Here is a 16493-nt window from a genome sequence, read left to right on the forward strand (position 1 = left end):
ATTGTCAATTATTAACTGTCAATTCACCGAAGCTAATACTATTAAGATGCTTACTCATCCCGTAGTGTTTTAGTCGGGTTTAACATCGCTGTAGAGATTGTCTTATAACCAACAGCCAATAGAGCAACAACCACCATTACACTTACCGATACAATCAGAGAAATATAATTTAGGTGTAAATAGTATTCCCAAATGGAATCCATCAATGCATTGGCTGCAAAGAAACCTAAAGCCCCTCCAAGCAGCGTTGCAACACCCAGATTGACAATAAATTCAAAATTAATTACGCCTGCAATATTACTAACTGAAGCACCTAATACCTTACGCACACCAATTTCCTTCATACGCTTCACAATATTTAGCGATACCAATGTATACAGTCCAATACCAGTCATCAATGCAGCAAAGAAACCAAGGAAACCAAACATAGTTGTAACATTGGCATTAATCTCATTTGTTTCCTGTAATTCCTGATCAATCATTTGACCTGTATAGAGTGAGTTAGGAAAAACCTCCTTCCATTTTTGCTCCATGTATTCATTTACAGCAGTTGTTTTTCCAGGTGCTGACTTAACAACAAGCTGTTGAAATTTAGTCGGTGAAGCATAGCGAATCATCGTAGGTTCTATTGGCTCCCATAATGCGCGACTATAAATATTTTTTACAACGCCCACTACGTATAATTGAACAGTATCCATCCATACTAATCTTTTACCGATAGCATCATCCTTCCAATCAAAGGTTTTAAGAAACTCTTCGGTAACAATTACCGATTCCTTCATATCTGTTTCAGAATCTTTGATGAATTTTCTTCCTGCTACTAATGTCATATCCATCGCATCAAAATAATCATCTCCTACATCCAGAATATCCACTTCGCGCTCCAGCGATTCATATTTAACAGGATCGTTATAAAAACCGTTTGCCACATGATGTAATGTGCCAGCAATGGCTACGATATCAGGATTTGAAGCAAGTGCGTCTCTGTATGTATTAAAGCCTGCTTCATTACCTACCCATGCAGAAATAACTCCGGAGGTAGCAAAACCTAAATCATAATTTTTTTGGTACACACCATTATTATAGAAAGCTACCCCCATAATGATGGATAGCAGCGATATCACAAATTGTCCGCCCAATAATATTCTTGTAAACCAATTGGTGCCACCAAACTTTGCTTTGCCTTTTAAAATACTAACCGGCTCAAAAGCCGTAATGTAAAAAGCTGGGTAGCTTCCGGCAATCAGCGCAGTAATGATCAGCAGTAACACAAGAAATAATAAGAAGCCAATATTTTCTGTATAACTCAGGTTTAAATCTAACCATGGCCATAGTGAATCATAGGCTGGCACTAACCATTCTGCTAATAATAATCCAGCTATCAAACCTAATAAGCATAGGATTAGATTTTCTCCCAAAAACTGAACTACCAATTGGAGTCGCAATCCACCCATTACTTTTCTGATACCAATTTCTTTTAAACGTCTGCTTGAAATGGCTATAGAAGTATTGGTAAAATTAAAACATGCTAATAATAAAAGCATAACAGACATAATAGCCGGCACTACAACGGCTTCATCTGGAATACCACCATTCATCCAATCGCTGTTCAATCTTGGATTGGCGCGATTAGCAGCCATCATACCTACAAAAGGTTGTAAGTAGTAAGAAGTTACTTTAAAATCTTCTCGTGCCTTATTCTGTGGTTCAACATAACTTTGTAATTGCGCTGTAACACTTTTCAATAGCGAAGGGTCATTAATTTTCAAAAACAAAGCGCCCGTCCAACGCTTCCAGCTTGTTTCGCTCATTTCAGGATCGCGATTTACATCCCAGAAATTATCAAATAAGGTAATCACTTCAAACCCGAAGCTTATGTTAGAAGGCTTCTTTTCGAAAACACCACCAATAATAAATTCTTTAGGATTTCTTACGCCATTTTTATCCAAAATAATTTGTGTAAGCATTTCGCCTACCACATCTTCTTTATTATAATACTTTCTGGCTGTTTCGTCACTGATAAAAATCTGGCTTTTGTCATAGAAGTTATCAAAAGAACCATACTTAAGCTTATAGTCGAAAAAAGAAAAGAAAGAAGAATCGGCAAAAGCCATCTGAGTACCAAATATTTCTTCTCCAATACGCATGTCACTATAGGTAGTGTGATAGCGCGTAACTGCCGCTACGTCTTTGATGTTTTGCTTTACATAACCGGCTACAGGCATGGGAATAATTCCATAGCGTTGATTATCTCCTTGAAACTCACGCCAAAATTGAACGCGGTAAATATTTTCCGTATTCGAAAAACTGGCATCCCACTTATCTGAATACTCCCAGTTAAGGTAGGCTACTATGCAACAAGCAATGGCCACCCCCATACCAAATACATTGATAAAGATGAAAAGCTTATTCTTTAATAAATTTCTAAGCGTAATGAGAAGGTAATTTTTGAACATGGTTGAGCTTTTTGGTTACAGCTAAAGACAAGCTTTAGAAGTAAAAGGTTGCACAGTGTTACCAGCAAATCCATTTATATGCCAAAAATTGAAAAGGGTAATGAGGGCTAAAAGCGAAGAACACTGTTCTGGCATTGTTCAAATACGTACAGTACGGTGTTCGGATATTATAAGACTCAAAAACAAAAAGCCGTCCGATTTGATCGGACGGCTTCTTTTAAAAGTTGCTATTAGTTATTAAATATGAAATTGCTCTTTCACATTTTCTGTGATCACCTTACCATCAAATAAGTTGATAACGCGGTGAGCATAGTTTGCATCATACGGAGAGTGAGTAACCATGATAATGGTTGTTCCTTCTTCATTCAATTGTGAAAGAAGTTTCATTACTTCTTCACCATTTGTTGAATCGAGGTTACCAGTAGGTTCATCGGCAAGTATCACTTTAGGTTTTGCTACAATGGCACGGCTGATCGCCACACGTTGCTGCTGACCACCCGATAGCTGCTGAGGGAAGTGATTTCTTCTGTGCATAATGTTCATGCGCTCCAATACTTCTTCAACACGCTTCTTGCGCTCGTCAGCAGGCACTTTCATGTACAATAATGGAAGTTCCACATTTTCGTAAACTGTTAATTCGTCAATTAAGTTAAAGCTCTGGAATACAAAACCGATTGAGCCTTTACGCAGTTGTGCACGCTGGCGTTCAGAGTATCTGGCAACTTCATGTTCACCAAAATGATATTCTCCATTGGAAGGATTATCTAACAATCCTAAAATGTTCAACAAGGTTGATTTACCGCAACCTGAAGGGCCCATTATCGCAACAAACTCACCATCCTTTATTTCAAGGTTGATGTTGTTAAGTGCTGTTGTTTCTACTTCTTCAGTCTGGTAGACCTTCTCAAGATTTTTAAGTTTTATCATGGCTTTAATTCAAAGTTTTAAGTTCTGGTTTAATATATTCAGTAGGATGATGCTTATTCATTAAAAGTTTTACTTCACTATATGACTCAGCTTTGTGCTAATGGTTACAATTTAATTTACATTTATTTTATAACTCACCCTAAGGTTGTATCTCTATTTCTATCAATTTAAGATCAAAACCTCATTATTACCAAAGTTCTCGTATGAAGAGGTGATCACTTTATCACCTGGCTGCAAGCCTTCCAATACTTCGAAGTTCTCGGTGTTTTTACGGCCAAGTCGTATATTTCGTTTCACGGCTTTATCCTCACCATCTAAAACATACACCCAATTACCGCCTGTGTCTTTATAAAATCCACCTACAGGCAAGAGCAATTCTTCTGAAGATTGGCCTAATTCTATTCGCAAACGTAAGGACTGCCCTCTTCGAATACCGTCAGGTGTTTCTCCAACAAAATTCATATCGACCTGAAAACGACCTCCGGCAATTGTCGGATAAATATAGGTGATCTGAAGTTCGTAATCTCTGTTATTGAAACTTGTTGTCGCATGCAGTCCTTGAGAAATACGTGGTAAATATAATTCATCAATTTGTACACTTACTTTATAACTACCAACAACATCAATCTGTCCAATACGCTGACCTTGGTTTACGGCTTGGCCTACTTCTAATTGTGGTCTTGATAATTGCCCTTCTATGGGAGCACGAATTATCAGGTTATCAAGAATTCTTCCCACACCAACTAAACTCTCTGTCATTTTCGCTTCACGGAAACTTAATTCACGCAACTGTCTTATTCTTTCCACCGAATCATTCTTATACACTTCATAGGTTATTCGTCTTCGATCCACGTTGTATTTATAATCCGCTTCGGTTCTCTCGAACTCTTGCTTAGAGATGAGTTTTTTCTCAAATAGTTGCTTCTGCCTATGATATTGTGGACCAAGAATCGCTAACTGATTGTCAATCAGGGCCAGTGTTTGACGTTGCTCCAAATCATTTCGGGTAATGGCTAATCGTGTGTCGCGTTGACGAGTGATACTTTCATTTAATTGTGCTTCTTGCTGCAATACAGTCAACTCACGATTAAGGTTACTGAGTTCCATAATCACATCACCCTTCTTCAACATTGCGCCACTCTCTGCCACAACACGTTTAATGTTACCACCTTCAATAGCATCTAGAAATACTGTACGGCTTGGTTCAACTGTTCCTGTTTGTGGTATAAATTCTTGGAATACACCACGTTTTACCGTAGCAATCGTGATTTTATCTTTTTCAACTTTCAGTTTAGAACGTCTGTCAGCAAAAATTAATTGGTAAGCTATCAAAATAACTAACAATCCGCCACCGCCAAAAGTAGCTATACGCTTAAGTGTCCAGGTCTTCTTTTTAATCTGCTTATCCATTATAAAATTGTTGATGGTTGGTGGTTAGTCTTCGCTATTAAAAACTGATGGTATAAGATCCGACAGCTATCAATTCACAAAATCAACTATGCCTCTATTGCCAACAAATGTGCCAAGCAGTAATCAGCGAAAAAAGCATCAAAAACCCTGAAAAGCGTTCGTTCTTAAGTTCAGAACTGGACGTACCTGTCCGATTGCGAACAAATTTTTCTGAATAATTACCTTTAAAAATGCATTTTTGAGCGGCATTTAAGGCTTGCATGCTTCGGTATGCCCTTTGTGACAAAGCCATTAGCATAGTGAACGTGTTCTACTTACCACTTAGTAAAATGATGGCAAAGTGAAGCATAGCGAAATATGAAAAAACTGATTTATGACTGAAGTAAAGCACGGAAAAATATTAATTGTTGATGATAACGAAGACTTGTTGAAAGCAGCTAAAATGTTTTTAAAAAGATATTTTGCACAAGTGGACATTGAAAAAAATCCCGAAGCTATACCGGGTTTGCTCAACCAGGAAGACTATGATGTTATTCTGCTTGACATGAACTTCACAAAAGATGTAGTAAGTGGGCACGAAGGATATATGTGGTTGGAGCGAATACTTCAGATCGATCCCTCGGCTGTGGTGGTACTGATTACTGCTTATGGCGATGTGCAAATGGCTGTAAAAGCAATTAAGGCAGGTGCCACTGATTTTGTGTTAAAGCCTTGGGAAAACGAAAAATTACTGGCCACACTTTATGCTGCCATGCGATTGCGCGAAACCCGCGATGAAGTAGAAACTTTAAAAGTAAAAAATCAGGAAATCAACCGTGAGATCAATCACCGTTACAGTGAAATCATTGGACAAAGCAGCGTCATGCAAAAAATATTTGCAACGATTGATCGTGTTGCTAAGACAGATGCTAATGTATTAATCCTTGGAGAAAATGGAACCGGTAAAGAATTGATTGCCCGAGCCATTCATAAAAACTCTGTAAGACAAAATCAGAACTTTGTCAGCGTAGATCTCGGATCAATTACTGAAACACTTTTTGAAAGCGAACTCTTTGGTCATAAAAAAGGATCCTTCACTGATGCCAAAGAAGATCGTGCTGGTCGTTTTGAGTTAGCCAATGGTGGCACTTTATTTTTAGATGAAATCGGTAATCTCTCTATGCCATTGCAAGCTAAACTACTTACGGTTATTCAGAACAGGCGTGTAAGCCGGGTTGGTGCAAACAAAGAGACTAATATTGACATACGATTGATTTGCGCCACCAATATGCCCTTGTACGAAATGGTGAAAGAAAACAGATTCAGGCAAGATTTAGTGTATAGAATTAATACCATCGAAATACAACTCCCTTCATTGAGAGAGCGATTTGAAGACATTCCTTTACTAGCTAATTTTTTCTTGAAACAATACGCTGAAAAATACAGTAAGAATATCAGCAAGATAAGTGACTCAGCATTGACCCGCATGCACAAGCATACCTGGCCAGGCAACATCCGTGAACTTCAACATGCTGTTGAGCGTGCTGTTATATTAAGTAATGCCAGTGTACTTCAACCAGAAGATTTTAACTTTAATGCAACTGCACCTAAAGAAGAAAACCCACAATTAAGTCTGGATCAATACAACTTGGATGAAGTAGAAAAACTTTTAATCAGAAAAGTATTAAAAAAATACAATGGTAATATTACCCAAGCGGCTAGTGAGTTAGGCCTAACGCGTTCTTCACTTTATAGAAGATTGGAAAAGCATGGACTCTAATTTTGATATGCTGATGTGTTGATCTGATAATGTGCTGATGAACAATCAACACATCACCGAATCAACTAATAAACGAATTAATAATGTTAAAAGACTTCCGTTCCCGTGCTTTATTAAGAACCCTGCTGCTAGGTACAAGCATGGCGTTACTCATGTATATGGTGAGTAAACCCAATATGCTTTTTGCTTCAGTATTGGTGGGCTTTGTAATTATTGCACAGTTAGCAGAAATTTTCAGATTCGTAAGCCAGACCAACCGTAAGCTTACCCGCTTTTTGGAGTCAATTAAGTACTCAGATTTTATTTCGGGTTTTGCTGCTGACCATAAACTGGGTAATAGTTTTAAAGATTTGAATATTGCCTTTAATGAGGTAATGGAAGCCTTCAGAAAAGCCAGAAGTGAAAAAGAAGAAAGTTGGCAATACTTAAATACAGTTGTACAGCAGGTTCGTACCGGTATTATTTCATTTGATAGTGAAGGCAACATTCAATTGATTAACAACAATGCTAAACGTTACATAGGCACAAATACCATTAAAAATATTCGGGAGTTAATCGACTCAAACCCAAAACTTTATCACAATATTAACTCTGTTGAAGCTGGCAAAAGTGAATTATACAAAGCCAGTAACGATTTGCAACTGACCATACAATGCACAGAGTTGAGGATACGAGGTGTTGATGTTAAACTGTTAACCTTGCAAAACATTCAAGGGGAATTGCAAAAGCAAGAAGCCGAAGCGTGGCAAAACCTGACAAGGGTGTTAAGACATGAGATCATGAACTCCATCACACCTATTTCTTCTTTAACCTCCACATTACGCGAGATACTAGAACATGATATCAAAAAAGTAGATGACCATTTTGAAATAAATGACGAAACCGCTACCGACTTAAAAGATGGTCTGTCAACCATTGAAAACAGAAGCAAAGGACTTATCAAGTTTATTGATGCGTATAGAGAATATACTTCCTTACCGAAACCGGTTTTCAAAAGTGTAAGATTAAAAGATCTTGTCGATAAGGTTTCTACTTTAATGAAAGAAGAACTCAAACGTACCAACATAAAATTTGAAGTGAGTTGTGCCTCTGAGTATATTACTATACAAGCAGATGAGGAGATGATTGAACAAGTACTTATCAACTTACTTAAAAATGCAAAAGAAGCTTTAGCAGAAACGAAAGATGCCAGCCTTATATTAAAAGCATACCTCCAGGATAATGCAGTAAAAATTGATATCACCGATAATGGTCCTGGTATTATTAGAGAAGCCATTGAAAATATCTTTGTGCCTTTTTACACCACCAAGCGCAGTGGTTCTGGTATAGGCTTAAGTTTATCAAGACAAATTATGCAATTGCATAATGGCTCAATTACAGTAGTTTCAGAACCTGATGTTAAAACAGTTTTTACGCTGAAATTTTAAATCGAAGTTCGAGATTGTAGACTAGAGGTCAGAGTTTAGAAATTTTGATTTTTTTCACTGGTCAATTTTTAAGCAGTAAATCCTATTAATTGAAAAGATTAGTGTGTGGTTATTATAAAATTCAAAATTCTTAAATCTTTTCCAACTTCTGCTGATAATCTGCCATTTCAACAGCTGCCTTCAACATACCAATCATACCAATTCCAACGGAAATCAATCCAAAAGCGAGTTCGCTGAAGGCATTCTTTTCTGACATAAAAAATGCTGCTAGTCCCGCCAAACAGAAAAAGAGTACCATCCCTGACATAATCAAAATAAAAATTTTTGTTGAACGGGGATTCTGATATATGCGTTTTGAGAAATTATTCTGAACTTTTTTTGTGTCCTGGAGGGTAGAGAAACTTATGCCCAAACCCAAAAATACAAGAGCCTTATTCATTTCAACAAATAGGGTTGATATATCTGTGAACAGAGGCCGGTAACAATAGAACACTCCGAAAACCATTAACGGATATTGAAGATAGCTGATGCGGTTAAATATGTTTTTATAACGATCCACAGGATATATTTTGTGTCAAGATAACTACAGGAAAACAATTTTTAGCAACCGTGCCAAGTATATTCTTATTGCTAAACCTAAATTATCGGTAGGTAAGCCTTGTTTTGAAAGTGACACTATGCCATAAACTTCTTTTTAACTTTATTTGCAGTCCAAACAAGAAAAACATGAGAACGCTAATCTTCATTCTAACATTTACTATCAGTACCAGCATACTGGCACAATCCAAAAAAGAAATGCAAACCGAGATTGAAAAGTTAAAATCAGAAATAACCGAACTAAAAAAGCCTAGAGTTTTAGACATGAATGACCCTATGGTTAAAATCAGTTATTCCCTGGGCACGCTGATGGCTTCTAATGTAAAAGCACAAGGAGCAGATTCACTTGATCTTGAAGCATTATCTGCTGGTCTAAAAGATGTACTGGAAGGCAAAACACTTTTAGTAGATCAAAATGAAGCCATGGGACTTGTGCAAAATTACATGCAACAAGCCATGATGAGAAAGGCTGAGAAAGCAAAAGAAGCAGGTCAGCAATTTTTAGCCGACAATAAAACGAAAGAGGGTGTAATCACAACGGCCAGCGGCCTGCAATACAAAGTGCTGCAACAGGGCAGCGGTAAACAACCCACTGCGCAAGACCGTGTAACGGTTCATTATGCTGGTACGCTAATAGACGGAACACCGTTTGATAGTTCAATAAAAAGAGGTCAACCAGCAACTTTTGGTGTAAATGGTGTTATTCGCGGCTGGACAGAAGCTTTACAATTGATGAAAGAAGGCGACAAGTGGATGTTGTACATTCCTTACGACCTCGCTTATGGCGAGCGTGGCAGTGGCGCTCAGATTCCACCTTACTCAACGTTGTTATTTGAAATTGAATTAATTAAGGTGAACTAAAGTGCTAAAGTGCAGCTGGGTTTTGAATAATCTAGCTGCACATTTTTTCAATAGATGAAAATTCCTTTTCGAAGTTTTTTACACGCTCCACAAACTTAAATTCTACCTCCTCACCCACTCGCTTTACTCTGTATTTAATTTCTCTGTCATTAAATACCCATCGTAACTCATAGTTATCCAGTGCAGGTTCTATTATCACCCCATGATAAGATTTCTTCAGTATAGATCTGGCTTTAATCAGCTGCTTGTTCTTATCATCAAATCCTGCAATTTTAAAGTTACCATAGGAGCGAATAAGGTCTCCGCTAATATCATCCTTCAATAAATACTTTGTTTGTCGAAGTGCTCCGTCAATATAGAAAAGGGTAATAGAGGATGCTTCCTTTGAATAAAATGTATTGGCAGGCTCATCTATAACATAAAAAGAAGCTCTGTCGCAAAAGAAATCTCCGAAGTGATGGTTTTCAAGTTGAAAAGCATCTTCAACTTGATTTGTATTTAGCTGAAGTAAGCTATCTGAAAAAACGCGCCTTTTAATTTCTGTGGATTTCTCTTCAATTAATAATGTCTCAATAGGCACCATTTCTTTTTCTGGTGGTGCTGTGCAGGCGATAGTGATGGTGAGCAAAGGAGTCAAAATGAATAAGTTGCTTTTTTTCATATTTAAGTATTAAATATTTATTAAAAAGACATGATCACTTTTTTAACCATTCGTCAATCTCATTGTCTACTTGTTCCTTAGTAAAAAAGTGCCCGTTTTTAATTTGCTCCCTAGCCTCATTTACCGCCATTATTTGACCTTCATTTAGCGTGTAAATTTCAATGTCTTCCGTCTCAATTTCCAGAAGCCTAAACATTTCTTCAAGGATTCGCTTGTCTTCGGTTTTTTCGATTTTATCTATTAATCGCTTTCTTAATTCCACAGTCGACATAAGCTTAATTGTTTATTACAAGTTAATCAATTTTATCTGTTCAACTTTGTCTAAGTTTCGTTAACGATAGTTTATTCGAGTCTAATACATAATTGAGACTTTTGTTTAGAGCAACCCTTTACCTACTCCCTCCCCATTGCTAACCCCACCAACGTAAGCTCTACCACAATCAAATTCTTATTGAAATTGGAATACAGTAACTTTACATAATCAAGGTTCTGAATGTCTAAGGCAATCGCAAAACCTTCATCGAAACGACTAACATCCCATTTCAAAGCTTCCATCACATTGCCGGTGCCACCTTTAGCAACAGCATGTTTCAAAATTATCTGGTGATGTTCCGGTGTATTCATTCAATAGTCACTTGTAATTAAACTTTTTTGAACACTGCTGTAGCATTATGTCCCCCAAAACCAAAAGTATTACTCATTGCCACACTCACTTCTTTCTTTAATGCATTTCCCGTTAGTATATTTAAACCTTGTGGTAAAGCCGGATCGATGTTTTGTGTATTAATGGTTGCAGGAATAATACCTTCTTGTATTGCCTTAATACAAATAATGGCTTCAACCGCACCTGCAGCACCCAACAAATGCCCAATGGATGATTTTGTTGCGCTGATATGCATTTTATGATTATCGGCAAACAATTGCTTCGTGGCTTTCATCTCGCTTAAATCACCAACCGGTGTTGAAGTGGCATGCGGATTTAAATAATCAACATCATTGACACTTAATCCTGCATCATCTAACGCCCACTGCATGCCCAACATGGCACCTTTACCTTCTGGATGTGTGGCGGTTAAATGATATGCATCAGCTGACATACCCCCACCGGCAACCTCTGCATAAATTTTTGCACCACGTTTTATAGCATGTTCATATTCCTCTAATACCAAACTACCTGCACCTTCACCCATCACAAAACCATCACGGTCTATATCAAAAGGCCGGGAAGCATGACCAGGATCATCATTACGTGTTGATAAAGCTTTTAAAGCATTGAAGCCTCCTATCCCTGCTTCGTTAATAGCAGCTTCTGAACCGCCAGTAATGATGATATCGGCCTTATTCCAACGCACATAGTTCATGGCCTCGATAATAGAAGTTGTTGAAGTGGCACATGCCGACACCGTTGTAAAATTCGGCCCCATAAAACCATACTTCATGCTAATCCAGCCTGAAGCGATATCAACAATAACTTTGGGGATAAAGTAAGGGTTGATACGTGGTGTTCCATCGCCTTTGGCAAACTCAATAATCTCGTTTTGAAAAGTTTGAAAACCACCATTACCAGAACCCCAGATAACACCAACTCTGGTCTTGTCGATAGCCTCCAGGTTTAACTCTGAATCTTGTATCGCTTCGGCTGTGGCCGCCATTGCATATTGCGAAAAGGGGTCCATCTTTTTCACTTCAGATTTTTCAAAATAGTTAAGTGGATCAAAGCCTTTTAGTTCGCAGGCAAACTTTGTCTTAAACTTGGTTGTATCAAAATGGGTAATGGCTGCTGCTCCGCTCTTACCGGCAATCAGGTTTTTCCAGAAATCGTTTACGGTGTTACCAAGGGGGGTTAAGGCACCAATACCAGTCACTACCACTCTTCTTTGTTTCATATGCTGAGGCTTTAATCTATATACTACAAATTGGTCATCACAGGAGTTCCTCTAAAGAAAGAGGGCTCGCTAATGACCTGACATTCAAGCTTGCAAAATCAATGTCGTTAGTTAATCTTCTATATTCATCCTCTCCTTTAGTAAGGATTGGACGTGCGACTCAAAAAAAATTAACTAAAAAACATTAGTTCGCAAAATAGCTATGGAATTTATCTTATCCGCTATTGGTTTTACTTTAGCAAGTCTTAATTTTGGCCTGCTTTTAATTCAAAGAAAATAATCCCGTACATATTATGACAAAGATTGGTATTAATGGTTTTGGTCGCATCGGCCGCCTGGCTTTTAGAGCCGCAGTTAACCGCAAGGATATTGAAATTGTAGGCATTAATGACTTGGTTGATCCTGAGTACATGGCCTACATGCTTAAGTATGATTCAACGCATGGAAGATTTGATGGCACTGTTGAAGTTAAAGATGGTGCATTGATTGTTAACGGAAAAAAAATTCGCGTAACTGCTGAAAAAGATCCTGCCAACCTGAAGTGGAATGAAGTAGGTGCGGAAATTATAATCGAATCAACTGGCCTATTTTTAACACAAGCTGATGGTCAAAAGCACATCACGGCTGGTGCTAAAAAAGTAGTTATGTCTGCTCCGGCAAAAGATGATACCCCTACTTTTGTAATGGGTGTTAACCACAAAAACCTTACAGCTCAGCACACTATTGTTTCGAACGCTTCTTGTACTACTAACTGTCTGGCACCGCTTGCTAAAGTATTAAACGATAGCTTTGGTATTGTAGAAGGTTTAATGAGTACCGTTCATGCAGTAACAGCAACACAAAAAACAGTTGATGGTCCTTCAGCAAAAGACTGGAGAGGTGGCCGTGGCGGTTTCTCTAATATTATTCCTTCTTCAACTGGTGCAGCTAAAGCAGTAGGTTTAGTACTACCAGAGTTAAAAGGTAAACTAACAGGTATGTCATTCCGAGTGCCTGTAGCAGATGTTTCTGTAGTTGACTTAACTGTAAAGCTTGACAAAGCTGCTTCTTATGAAAACATAAAGAAGGCAATGAAGGATGCTTCTGAAGGTGAGTTAAAAGGCATCTTAGGTTACACTGAAGATGAAGTTGTATCGCAAGATTTCCTGGGTGATGCACGCACTTGTATTTTTGATGCCAAAGCGGGTATCGCTTTAAACGATAAGTTTGTGAAAGTTGTAGCCTGGTACGATAACGAGTGGGGCTATTCAAATAAATTGATTGACCTGGTTCAAGAAATGGCCAAGAAATAAGTAATAAGCACTTTTAGATAATTAGAAAGCCCCGCAAATGGGGCTTTCTTGTTTATAAACACACGCTGATTTACTTCCATCCGCACGGCTTTTGTTTATCTACTCTTACCTGCTTACAAAAAGATTGAGCATCGTATAAACGAATAAGCTATCTTAGACGTTAATAGGTCGGACATGGCAGATTACTACCAGCTTCTGGGCATTAAACAAAATGCCTCCTCAACAGAGATCCGAACAGCTTATAAAAAGCTGGCCATGCTCTATCACCCTGATCGTAACCCTGGAAACAAAGAAGCCGAAGAATTATTTAAACTTATCAATGAAGCTTATCACGTATTAGCTGACCCACAAAAAAGGCAGATTTATGATTTAGGCATCTCCTATCCCCAACAAACTTATCATAGTTCTGCTCATGACACTTCGGCTTACTGGCGGCAATATCACAGGCAACGTTACGAGCAATGGAGACAAACACAACAAAGCACGTATAAATTTGATAAACGCTATTTTAAAATACAAGGCTTAGCCATTGGCGTGTTTTTATTGATAGCAGGATTTTGTTTTGGCGTGATCAACATTATTGAATATGTGCATAACAAGAAACAAACAGAAACATACCAACAAAATCTGGCCTTAATCCAACAGGTCAATGTCCTTTTCTTTAGCGGTAAACAAGAAGAAGCATTTACAAGAATACGACAGCTCCAAAGAGAAGAGCCACTGGAATACCTTTTCTCTTTTGCTGAAGATAGCTTAATACTTTCTCTAAGAAAACAAGCAGAAGTTGAATTTGGTGAAGCTAAATTTGAAGATGCCAAGCGAAAATTTAAATTACTTGAGCAATATGAAAGACCAGTTCGTGTACAAACCTATCAGCGCATAGCAGAATGCGAATACTATACTGGGCAGTATGCAGAATCCCTCAACATTTTGCAATTACTTCTTCAAAAACAACCAGGCAACATCGAATTAATACATCGTATTGCGCTAATCTATCAGGACGATGTAAAAGACTTACCCCAAGCGCTTAACTATTTGAGCATGGGTCGTAAAAATTTTAAAACGTATATGACCAATCTGTATGGTGAAGCTTTTGAGTTAATGATGAATCCCGATTACGTACATGATATATACTTTGATATTTTCAGAAGAAGAGCAACTGTTAACGTGGCTTTACAAAAATTAGATGACGCAGAAAAAGACTGTAGTTGGGCCATTATACTCCGCCCTCACTTGCCAGATGCCTATTATGATCGCGCGCAGGTAGAACTGAAACTTCGAAAGTATGATCGTGCCTGCGAAGATTTAAGTAAAGCCGAAAGTCTTGGTCACGCTAAAGCTAAAGCAGAAAGGAAAAAAAGATGTGCTGTTTAATCTGTCTTCACATAACCGCCATTGCCAATTGCTAATGTTTTAGATAAATCCCTAATCCTATATTAGGCGATGCCAGAATATTTCTACCAGCCAAAGCAAAACCAGCCGATGTACTAATGCCCCAGCTTTGGTTAACTGCATAAGCAAATTCTACAGAGGGTGAGACATACTCGGTGTTATTGGAGAAAATACCATTGTCTGCAACTGAGGTGCTCCCATTAAAAAACGACTGCACAACATCGAGCTTAAGTATAGCTACAAATTTATTTTTAAAGGTATACCCCATTTCTGCTCCAGTTCGAAAATCATCAGAAAAACTTTTAGTGCGATTATTAATACCGACATAAGTTGAGACATACAATGGTTTCGGGTAGAAGGAGTGACTTGCATCTACACGAATCATTTGATTGAATTCACCGTCACCTGATTGTAAAATACCACTGGTACCACCACGGGTTTCACCCAAGGGTACGCCAAACAATACCGTTGCGCTTACTACAATTGGTTTATCCTTTATCAAACTGTATTTAAAACTGATATCAGTATCGCCAATCGCATTAAGTGTCTCACTCTTATCAACTCTTCCACTTTGTCTGTATTGGACTTCATTAAGTGTGGCTCGAACAAAAAAGGGTAAGTACAAAATAGTAGTCAGGCGATTACCTAGACCATACTCTGCATACAAAGAGGTAGTGAACAAACTTGTGGTGCGTATGTCCACAATTTCACCGCTTGGTGAATAGTAAAACGGAGAGACAATGGCATTTTGTCCCAACTTAACATAAGTCTTCTTTTTCCCTACAGGCCATCCACCACCTGCAAATGTTTCAACACTTGTTAAAAGAAAGATTAATAGTAATATCTTTTTCATTTCTAATTCATTTCAGCATAACCAAACGTAACCGATGCAGGCTTACAGAGTATAATCACATATTTATACTGATCAATTGTAATGGATGCATTCAAATCGGATATATTAAATGTTTTTGCACCATTGGTAGTAATCTGTGCTACTTCAAAACCACCTGCTTTTACCTGCGAACCCGAAGTTGAATTAGCCAGATAAATATAAGTGCCCAACGCAAAGCTGGTCTGAAAATCATCGCTCAACTTTAAGATAAGCTTACCATCTATATTACTAAGTGTTGCACTACCCTTTGCCTGATAACCTCCGGCTGGTACAAAACTACCCAGACGTTCATTTGAACTGCCTATGGTAAAAATGATGCTATTACTTTTTACGCCTTCAGATTTTGCATGGACTTCTACCACGCCATTTGCAACAGCTTTTACTAAACCTGTTGAAGAAACAGTAGCTATAGCTGCATTTTCTGTAAACCACTCTATCGTTTTATCTGGTAGCGTCTCGCCATCTATGTTCCTGACATTTGCAGCTAACTGCACTTCTTCTAATAAATTTAACGATATACTCGATGGTGTTTCAATAATTACCGAAGCCACCTCAAAAGCATTATTTACTACAGTGACTTGTAAAGCACTTGAAGCATCCAAATAGCTTACAACTACAGTTGTGCTCCCCCCCTCTTTTCCTTCTACCTTTCCATCATTCGCGGTAGCGATACTTTCATCCTCACTTTGCCAGATAAGTGTGTAGTCTCTTTGTATACCATATTGATCAAAATACACAGCTTCGACCTCAAAAGACTCACCTGTTCGCAATGCCAACATGTTGCTCTCTGTATTGAGGAATACTATTGTATTACCCTTTAACAGATCAATGGGGTCGTCTAAAACATCAACACCAGCACATGAAAAATTGAACAAAAGAAAAATTATAACCGTTGATCGCCTCATACCCGATTTTTTTTACGAAATTCAACAA

Annotated in this window: 15 protein-coding genes; 5 read left to right on the plus strand and 10 right to left on the minus strand. The window is 38.0% G+C overall.

The window, feature by feature from the left end:
• Window positions 1-50: 50 nt before the first annotated feature.
• The 3 genes from SanaruYs_RS10110 to SanaruYs_RS10120 all read right to left on the minus strand — a co-directional run bounded on the left by SanaruYs_RS10110 (window position 51) and on the right by SanaruYs_RS10120 (window position 4793).
• Window positions 51-2456 (minus strand): ABC transporter permease, encoded by a 2406-nt coding sequence (locus SanaruYs_RS10110; RefSeq protein WP_127122432.1) that lies wholly within the window; start codon window positions 2454-2456, stop codon window positions 51-53.
• 237 nt (window positions 2457-2693) lie between these two features.
• Window positions 2694-3383, minus strand: coding sequence for an ABC transporter ATP-binding protein (locus SanaruYs_RS10115; protein WP_127122433.1), 690 nt, complete (start codon window positions 3381-3383; stop codon window positions 2694-2696).
• Window positions 3384-3545: 162 nt separating this feature from the next.
• Window positions 3546-4793, minus strand: coding sequence for an efflux RND transporter periplasmic adaptor subunit (locus SanaruYs_RS10120; protein WP_127122434.1), 1248 nt, complete (start codon window positions 4791-4793; stop codon window positions 3546-3548).
• A 373-nt stretch (window positions 4794-5166) separates the two neighbouring features.
• Between SanaruYs_RS10120 and SanaruYs_RS10125 the strand changes: the two genes are divergently transcribed.
• A complete protein-coding gene (locus SanaruYs_RS10125; RefSeq protein ID WP_127122435.1) occupies window positions 5167-6552 on the plus strand; it encodes a sigma-54-dependent transcriptional regulator in 1386 nt (461 codons plus the stop codon).
• 83 nt (window positions 6553-6635) lie between these two features.
• Complete coding sequence (locus SanaruYs_RS10130) at window positions 6636-7979, plus strand: sensor histidine kinase (protein ID WP_127122436.1); 1344 nt, start codon at window positions 6636-6638, stop codon at window positions 7977-7979.
• 130 nt (window positions 7980-8109) lie between these two features.
• Here the strand turns inward: SanaruYs_RS10130 and SanaruYs_RS10135 are convergent, their stop codons facing one another.
• Window positions 8110-8418: a hypothetical protein gene (locus SanaruYs_RS10135; RefSeq protein WP_127122437.1), complete on the minus strand. Its 309-nt coding sequence runs from the start codon at window positions 8416-8418 to the stop codon at window positions 8110-8112.
• Window positions 8419-8705: 287 nt separating this feature from the next.
• On the opposite strand from SanaruYs_RS10135, the gene bamJ reads away from it, so the two are divergent.
• Window positions 8706-9437, plus strand: a complete 732-nt coding sequence (bamJ, locus tag SanaruYs_RS10140) for a BamJ family beta-barrel-assembly machinery protein (protein ID WP_218022412.1) — start codon at window positions 8706-8708, stop codon at window positions 9435-9437.
• 31 nt (window positions 9438-9468) lie between these two features.
• On the opposite strand, the gene SanaruYs_RS10145 is transcribed toward bamJ, so the two are convergent.
• The 4 genes from SanaruYs_RS10145 to fabF all read right to left on the minus strand — a co-directional run bounded on the left by SanaruYs_RS10145 (window position 9469) and on the right by fabF (window position 11984).
• A complete protein-coding gene (locus SanaruYs_RS10145) occupies window positions 9469-10098 on the minus strand; it encodes a hypothetical protein (protein ID WP_127122438.1) in 630 nt (209 codons plus the stop codon).
• Between the two features lie 34 nt (window positions 10099-10132).
• On the minus strand, window positions 10133-10369 hold the full coding sequence (locus SanaruYs_RS10150; protein WP_148115042.1) for a hypothetical protein: 237 nt from the start codon (window positions 10367-10369) through the stop codon (window positions 10133-10135).
• A 122-nt stretch (window positions 10370-10491) separates the two neighbouring features.
• On the minus strand, window positions 10492-10722 hold the full coding sequence (locus tag SanaruYs_RS10155; protein ID WP_127122440.1) for a hypothetical protein: 231 nt from the start codon (window positions 10720-10722) through the stop codon (window positions 10492-10494).
• A 17-nt stretch (window positions 10723-10739) separates the two neighbouring features.
• Entirely contained in the window at window positions 10740-11984 is a 1245-nt protein-coding gene (gene fabF / locus SanaruYs_RS10160; RefSeq protein WP_127122441.1) for a beta-ketoacyl-ACP synthase II, read from the minus strand.
• 293 nt (window positions 11985-12277) lie between these two features.
• On the opposite strand from fabF, the gene gap reads away from it, so the two are divergent.
• Window positions 12278-13276 carry a type I glyceraldehyde-3-phosphate dehydrogenase gene (gene gap, locus SanaruYs_RS10165; RefSeq protein WP_127122442.1) on the plus strand — a complete coding sequence of 333 codons (999 nt, stop codon included), beginning with the start codon at window positions 12278-12280 and terminating at the stop codon, window positions 13274-13276.
• A gap of 174 nt (window positions 13277-13450) precedes the next feature.
• On the plus strand, window positions 13451-14650 hold the full coding sequence (locus tag SanaruYs_RS20455) for a J domain-containing protein (RefSeq protein WP_127122443.1): 1200 nt from the start codon (window positions 13451-13453) through the stop codon (window positions 14648-14650).
• A 31-nt stretch (window positions 14651-14681) separates the two neighbouring features.
• On the opposite strand, the gene SanaruYs_RS10175 is transcribed toward SanaruYs_RS20455, so the two are convergent.
• Together SanaruYs_RS10175 and SanaruYs_RS10180 are read right to left on the minus strand one after the other, a co-directional pair.
• The gene (locus tag SanaruYs_RS10175; protein ID WP_127122444.1) at window positions 14682-15521 is read right to left on the minus strand and encodes a hypothetical protein; all 840 of its coding nucleotides are present in this window, start codon (window positions 15519-15521) and stop codon (window positions 14682-14684) included.
• 2 nt (window positions 15522-15523) lie between these two features.
• Window positions 15524-16465, minus strand: a complete 942-nt coding sequence (locus tag SanaruYs_RS10180) for a DM13 domain-containing protein (protein WP_127122445.1) — start codon at window positions 16463-16465, stop codon at window positions 15524-15526.
• Between the last annotated feature and the right edge of the window lie 28 nt (window positions 16466-16493).

This window comes from Chryseotalea sanaruensis (assembly GCF_003990915.1).
In the GTDB taxonomy this organism is placed as follows: Bacteria; Bacteroidota; Bacteroidia; order Cytophagales; family Cyclobacteriaceae; genus Chryseotalea; species Chryseotalea sanaruensis.

Excerpts from the sequence above, each read along its gene's own strand:
- gap (WP_127122442.1), top strand. The coding sequence starts at position 12,278 with ATGACAAAGATTGGTATTAATGGTTTTGGTCGCATCGGCCGCCTGGCT.
- SanaruYs_RS10135 (WP_127122437.1), bottom strand. The coding sequence starts at position 8,418 with ATGAATAAGGCTCTTGTATTTTTGGGTTTGGGCATAAGTTTCTCTACC.
- SanaruYs_RS10155 (WP_127122440.1), bottom strand. The coding sequence starts at position 10,722 with ATGAATACACCGGAACATCACCAGATAATTTTGAAACATGCTGTTGCT.
- SanaruYs_RS20455 (WP_127122443.1), top strand. The coding sequence starts at position 13,451 with ATGGCAGATTACTACCAGCTTCTGGGCATTAAACAAAATGCCTCCTCA.
- SanaruYs_RS10180 (WP_127122445.1), bottom strand. The coding sequence starts at position 16,465 with ATGAGGCGATCAACGGTTATAATTTTTCTTTTGTTCAATTTTTCATGT.
- SanaruYs_RS10110 (WP_127122432.1), bottom strand. The coding sequence starts at position 2,456 with ATGTTCAAAAATTACCTTCTCATTACGCTTAGAAATTTATTAAAGAAT.
- SanaruYs_RS10175 (WP_127122444.1), bottom strand. The coding sequence starts at position 15,521 with ATGAAAAAGATATTACTATTAATCTTTCTTTTAACAAGTGTTGAAACA.
- SanaruYs_RS10145 (WP_127122438.1), bottom strand. The coding sequence starts at position 10,098 with ATGAAAAAAAGCAACTTATTCATTTTGACTCCTTTGCTCACCATCACT.
- SanaruYs_RS10120 (WP_127122434.1), bottom strand. The coding sequence starts at position 4,793 with ATGGATAAGCAGATTAAAAAGAAGACCTGGACACTTAAGCGTATAGCT.
- bamJ (WP_218022412.1), top strand. The coding sequence starts at position 8,706 with ATGAGAACGCTAATCTTCATTCTAACATTTACTATCAGTACCAGCATA.
- SanaruYs_RS10150 (WP_148115042.1), bottom strand. The coding sequence starts at position 10,369 with ATGTCGACTGTGGAATTAAGAAAGCGATTAATAGATAAAATCGAAAAA.
- SanaruYs_RS10130 (WP_127122436.1), top strand. The coding sequence starts at position 6,636 with ATGTTAAAAGACTTCCGTTCCCGTGCTTTATTAAGAACCCTGCTGCTA.
- SanaruYs_RS10125 (WP_127122435.1), top strand. The coding sequence starts at position 5,167 with ATGACTGAAGTAAAGCACGGAAAAATATTAATTGTTGATGATAACGAA.
- SanaruYs_RS10115 (WP_127122433.1), bottom strand. The coding sequence starts at position 3,383 with ATGATAAAACTTAAAAATCTTGAGAAGGTCTACCAGACTGAAGAAGTA.
- fabF (WP_127122441.1), bottom strand. The coding sequence starts at position 11,984 with ATGAAACAAAGAAGAGTGGTAGTGACTGGTATTGGTGCCTTAACCCCC.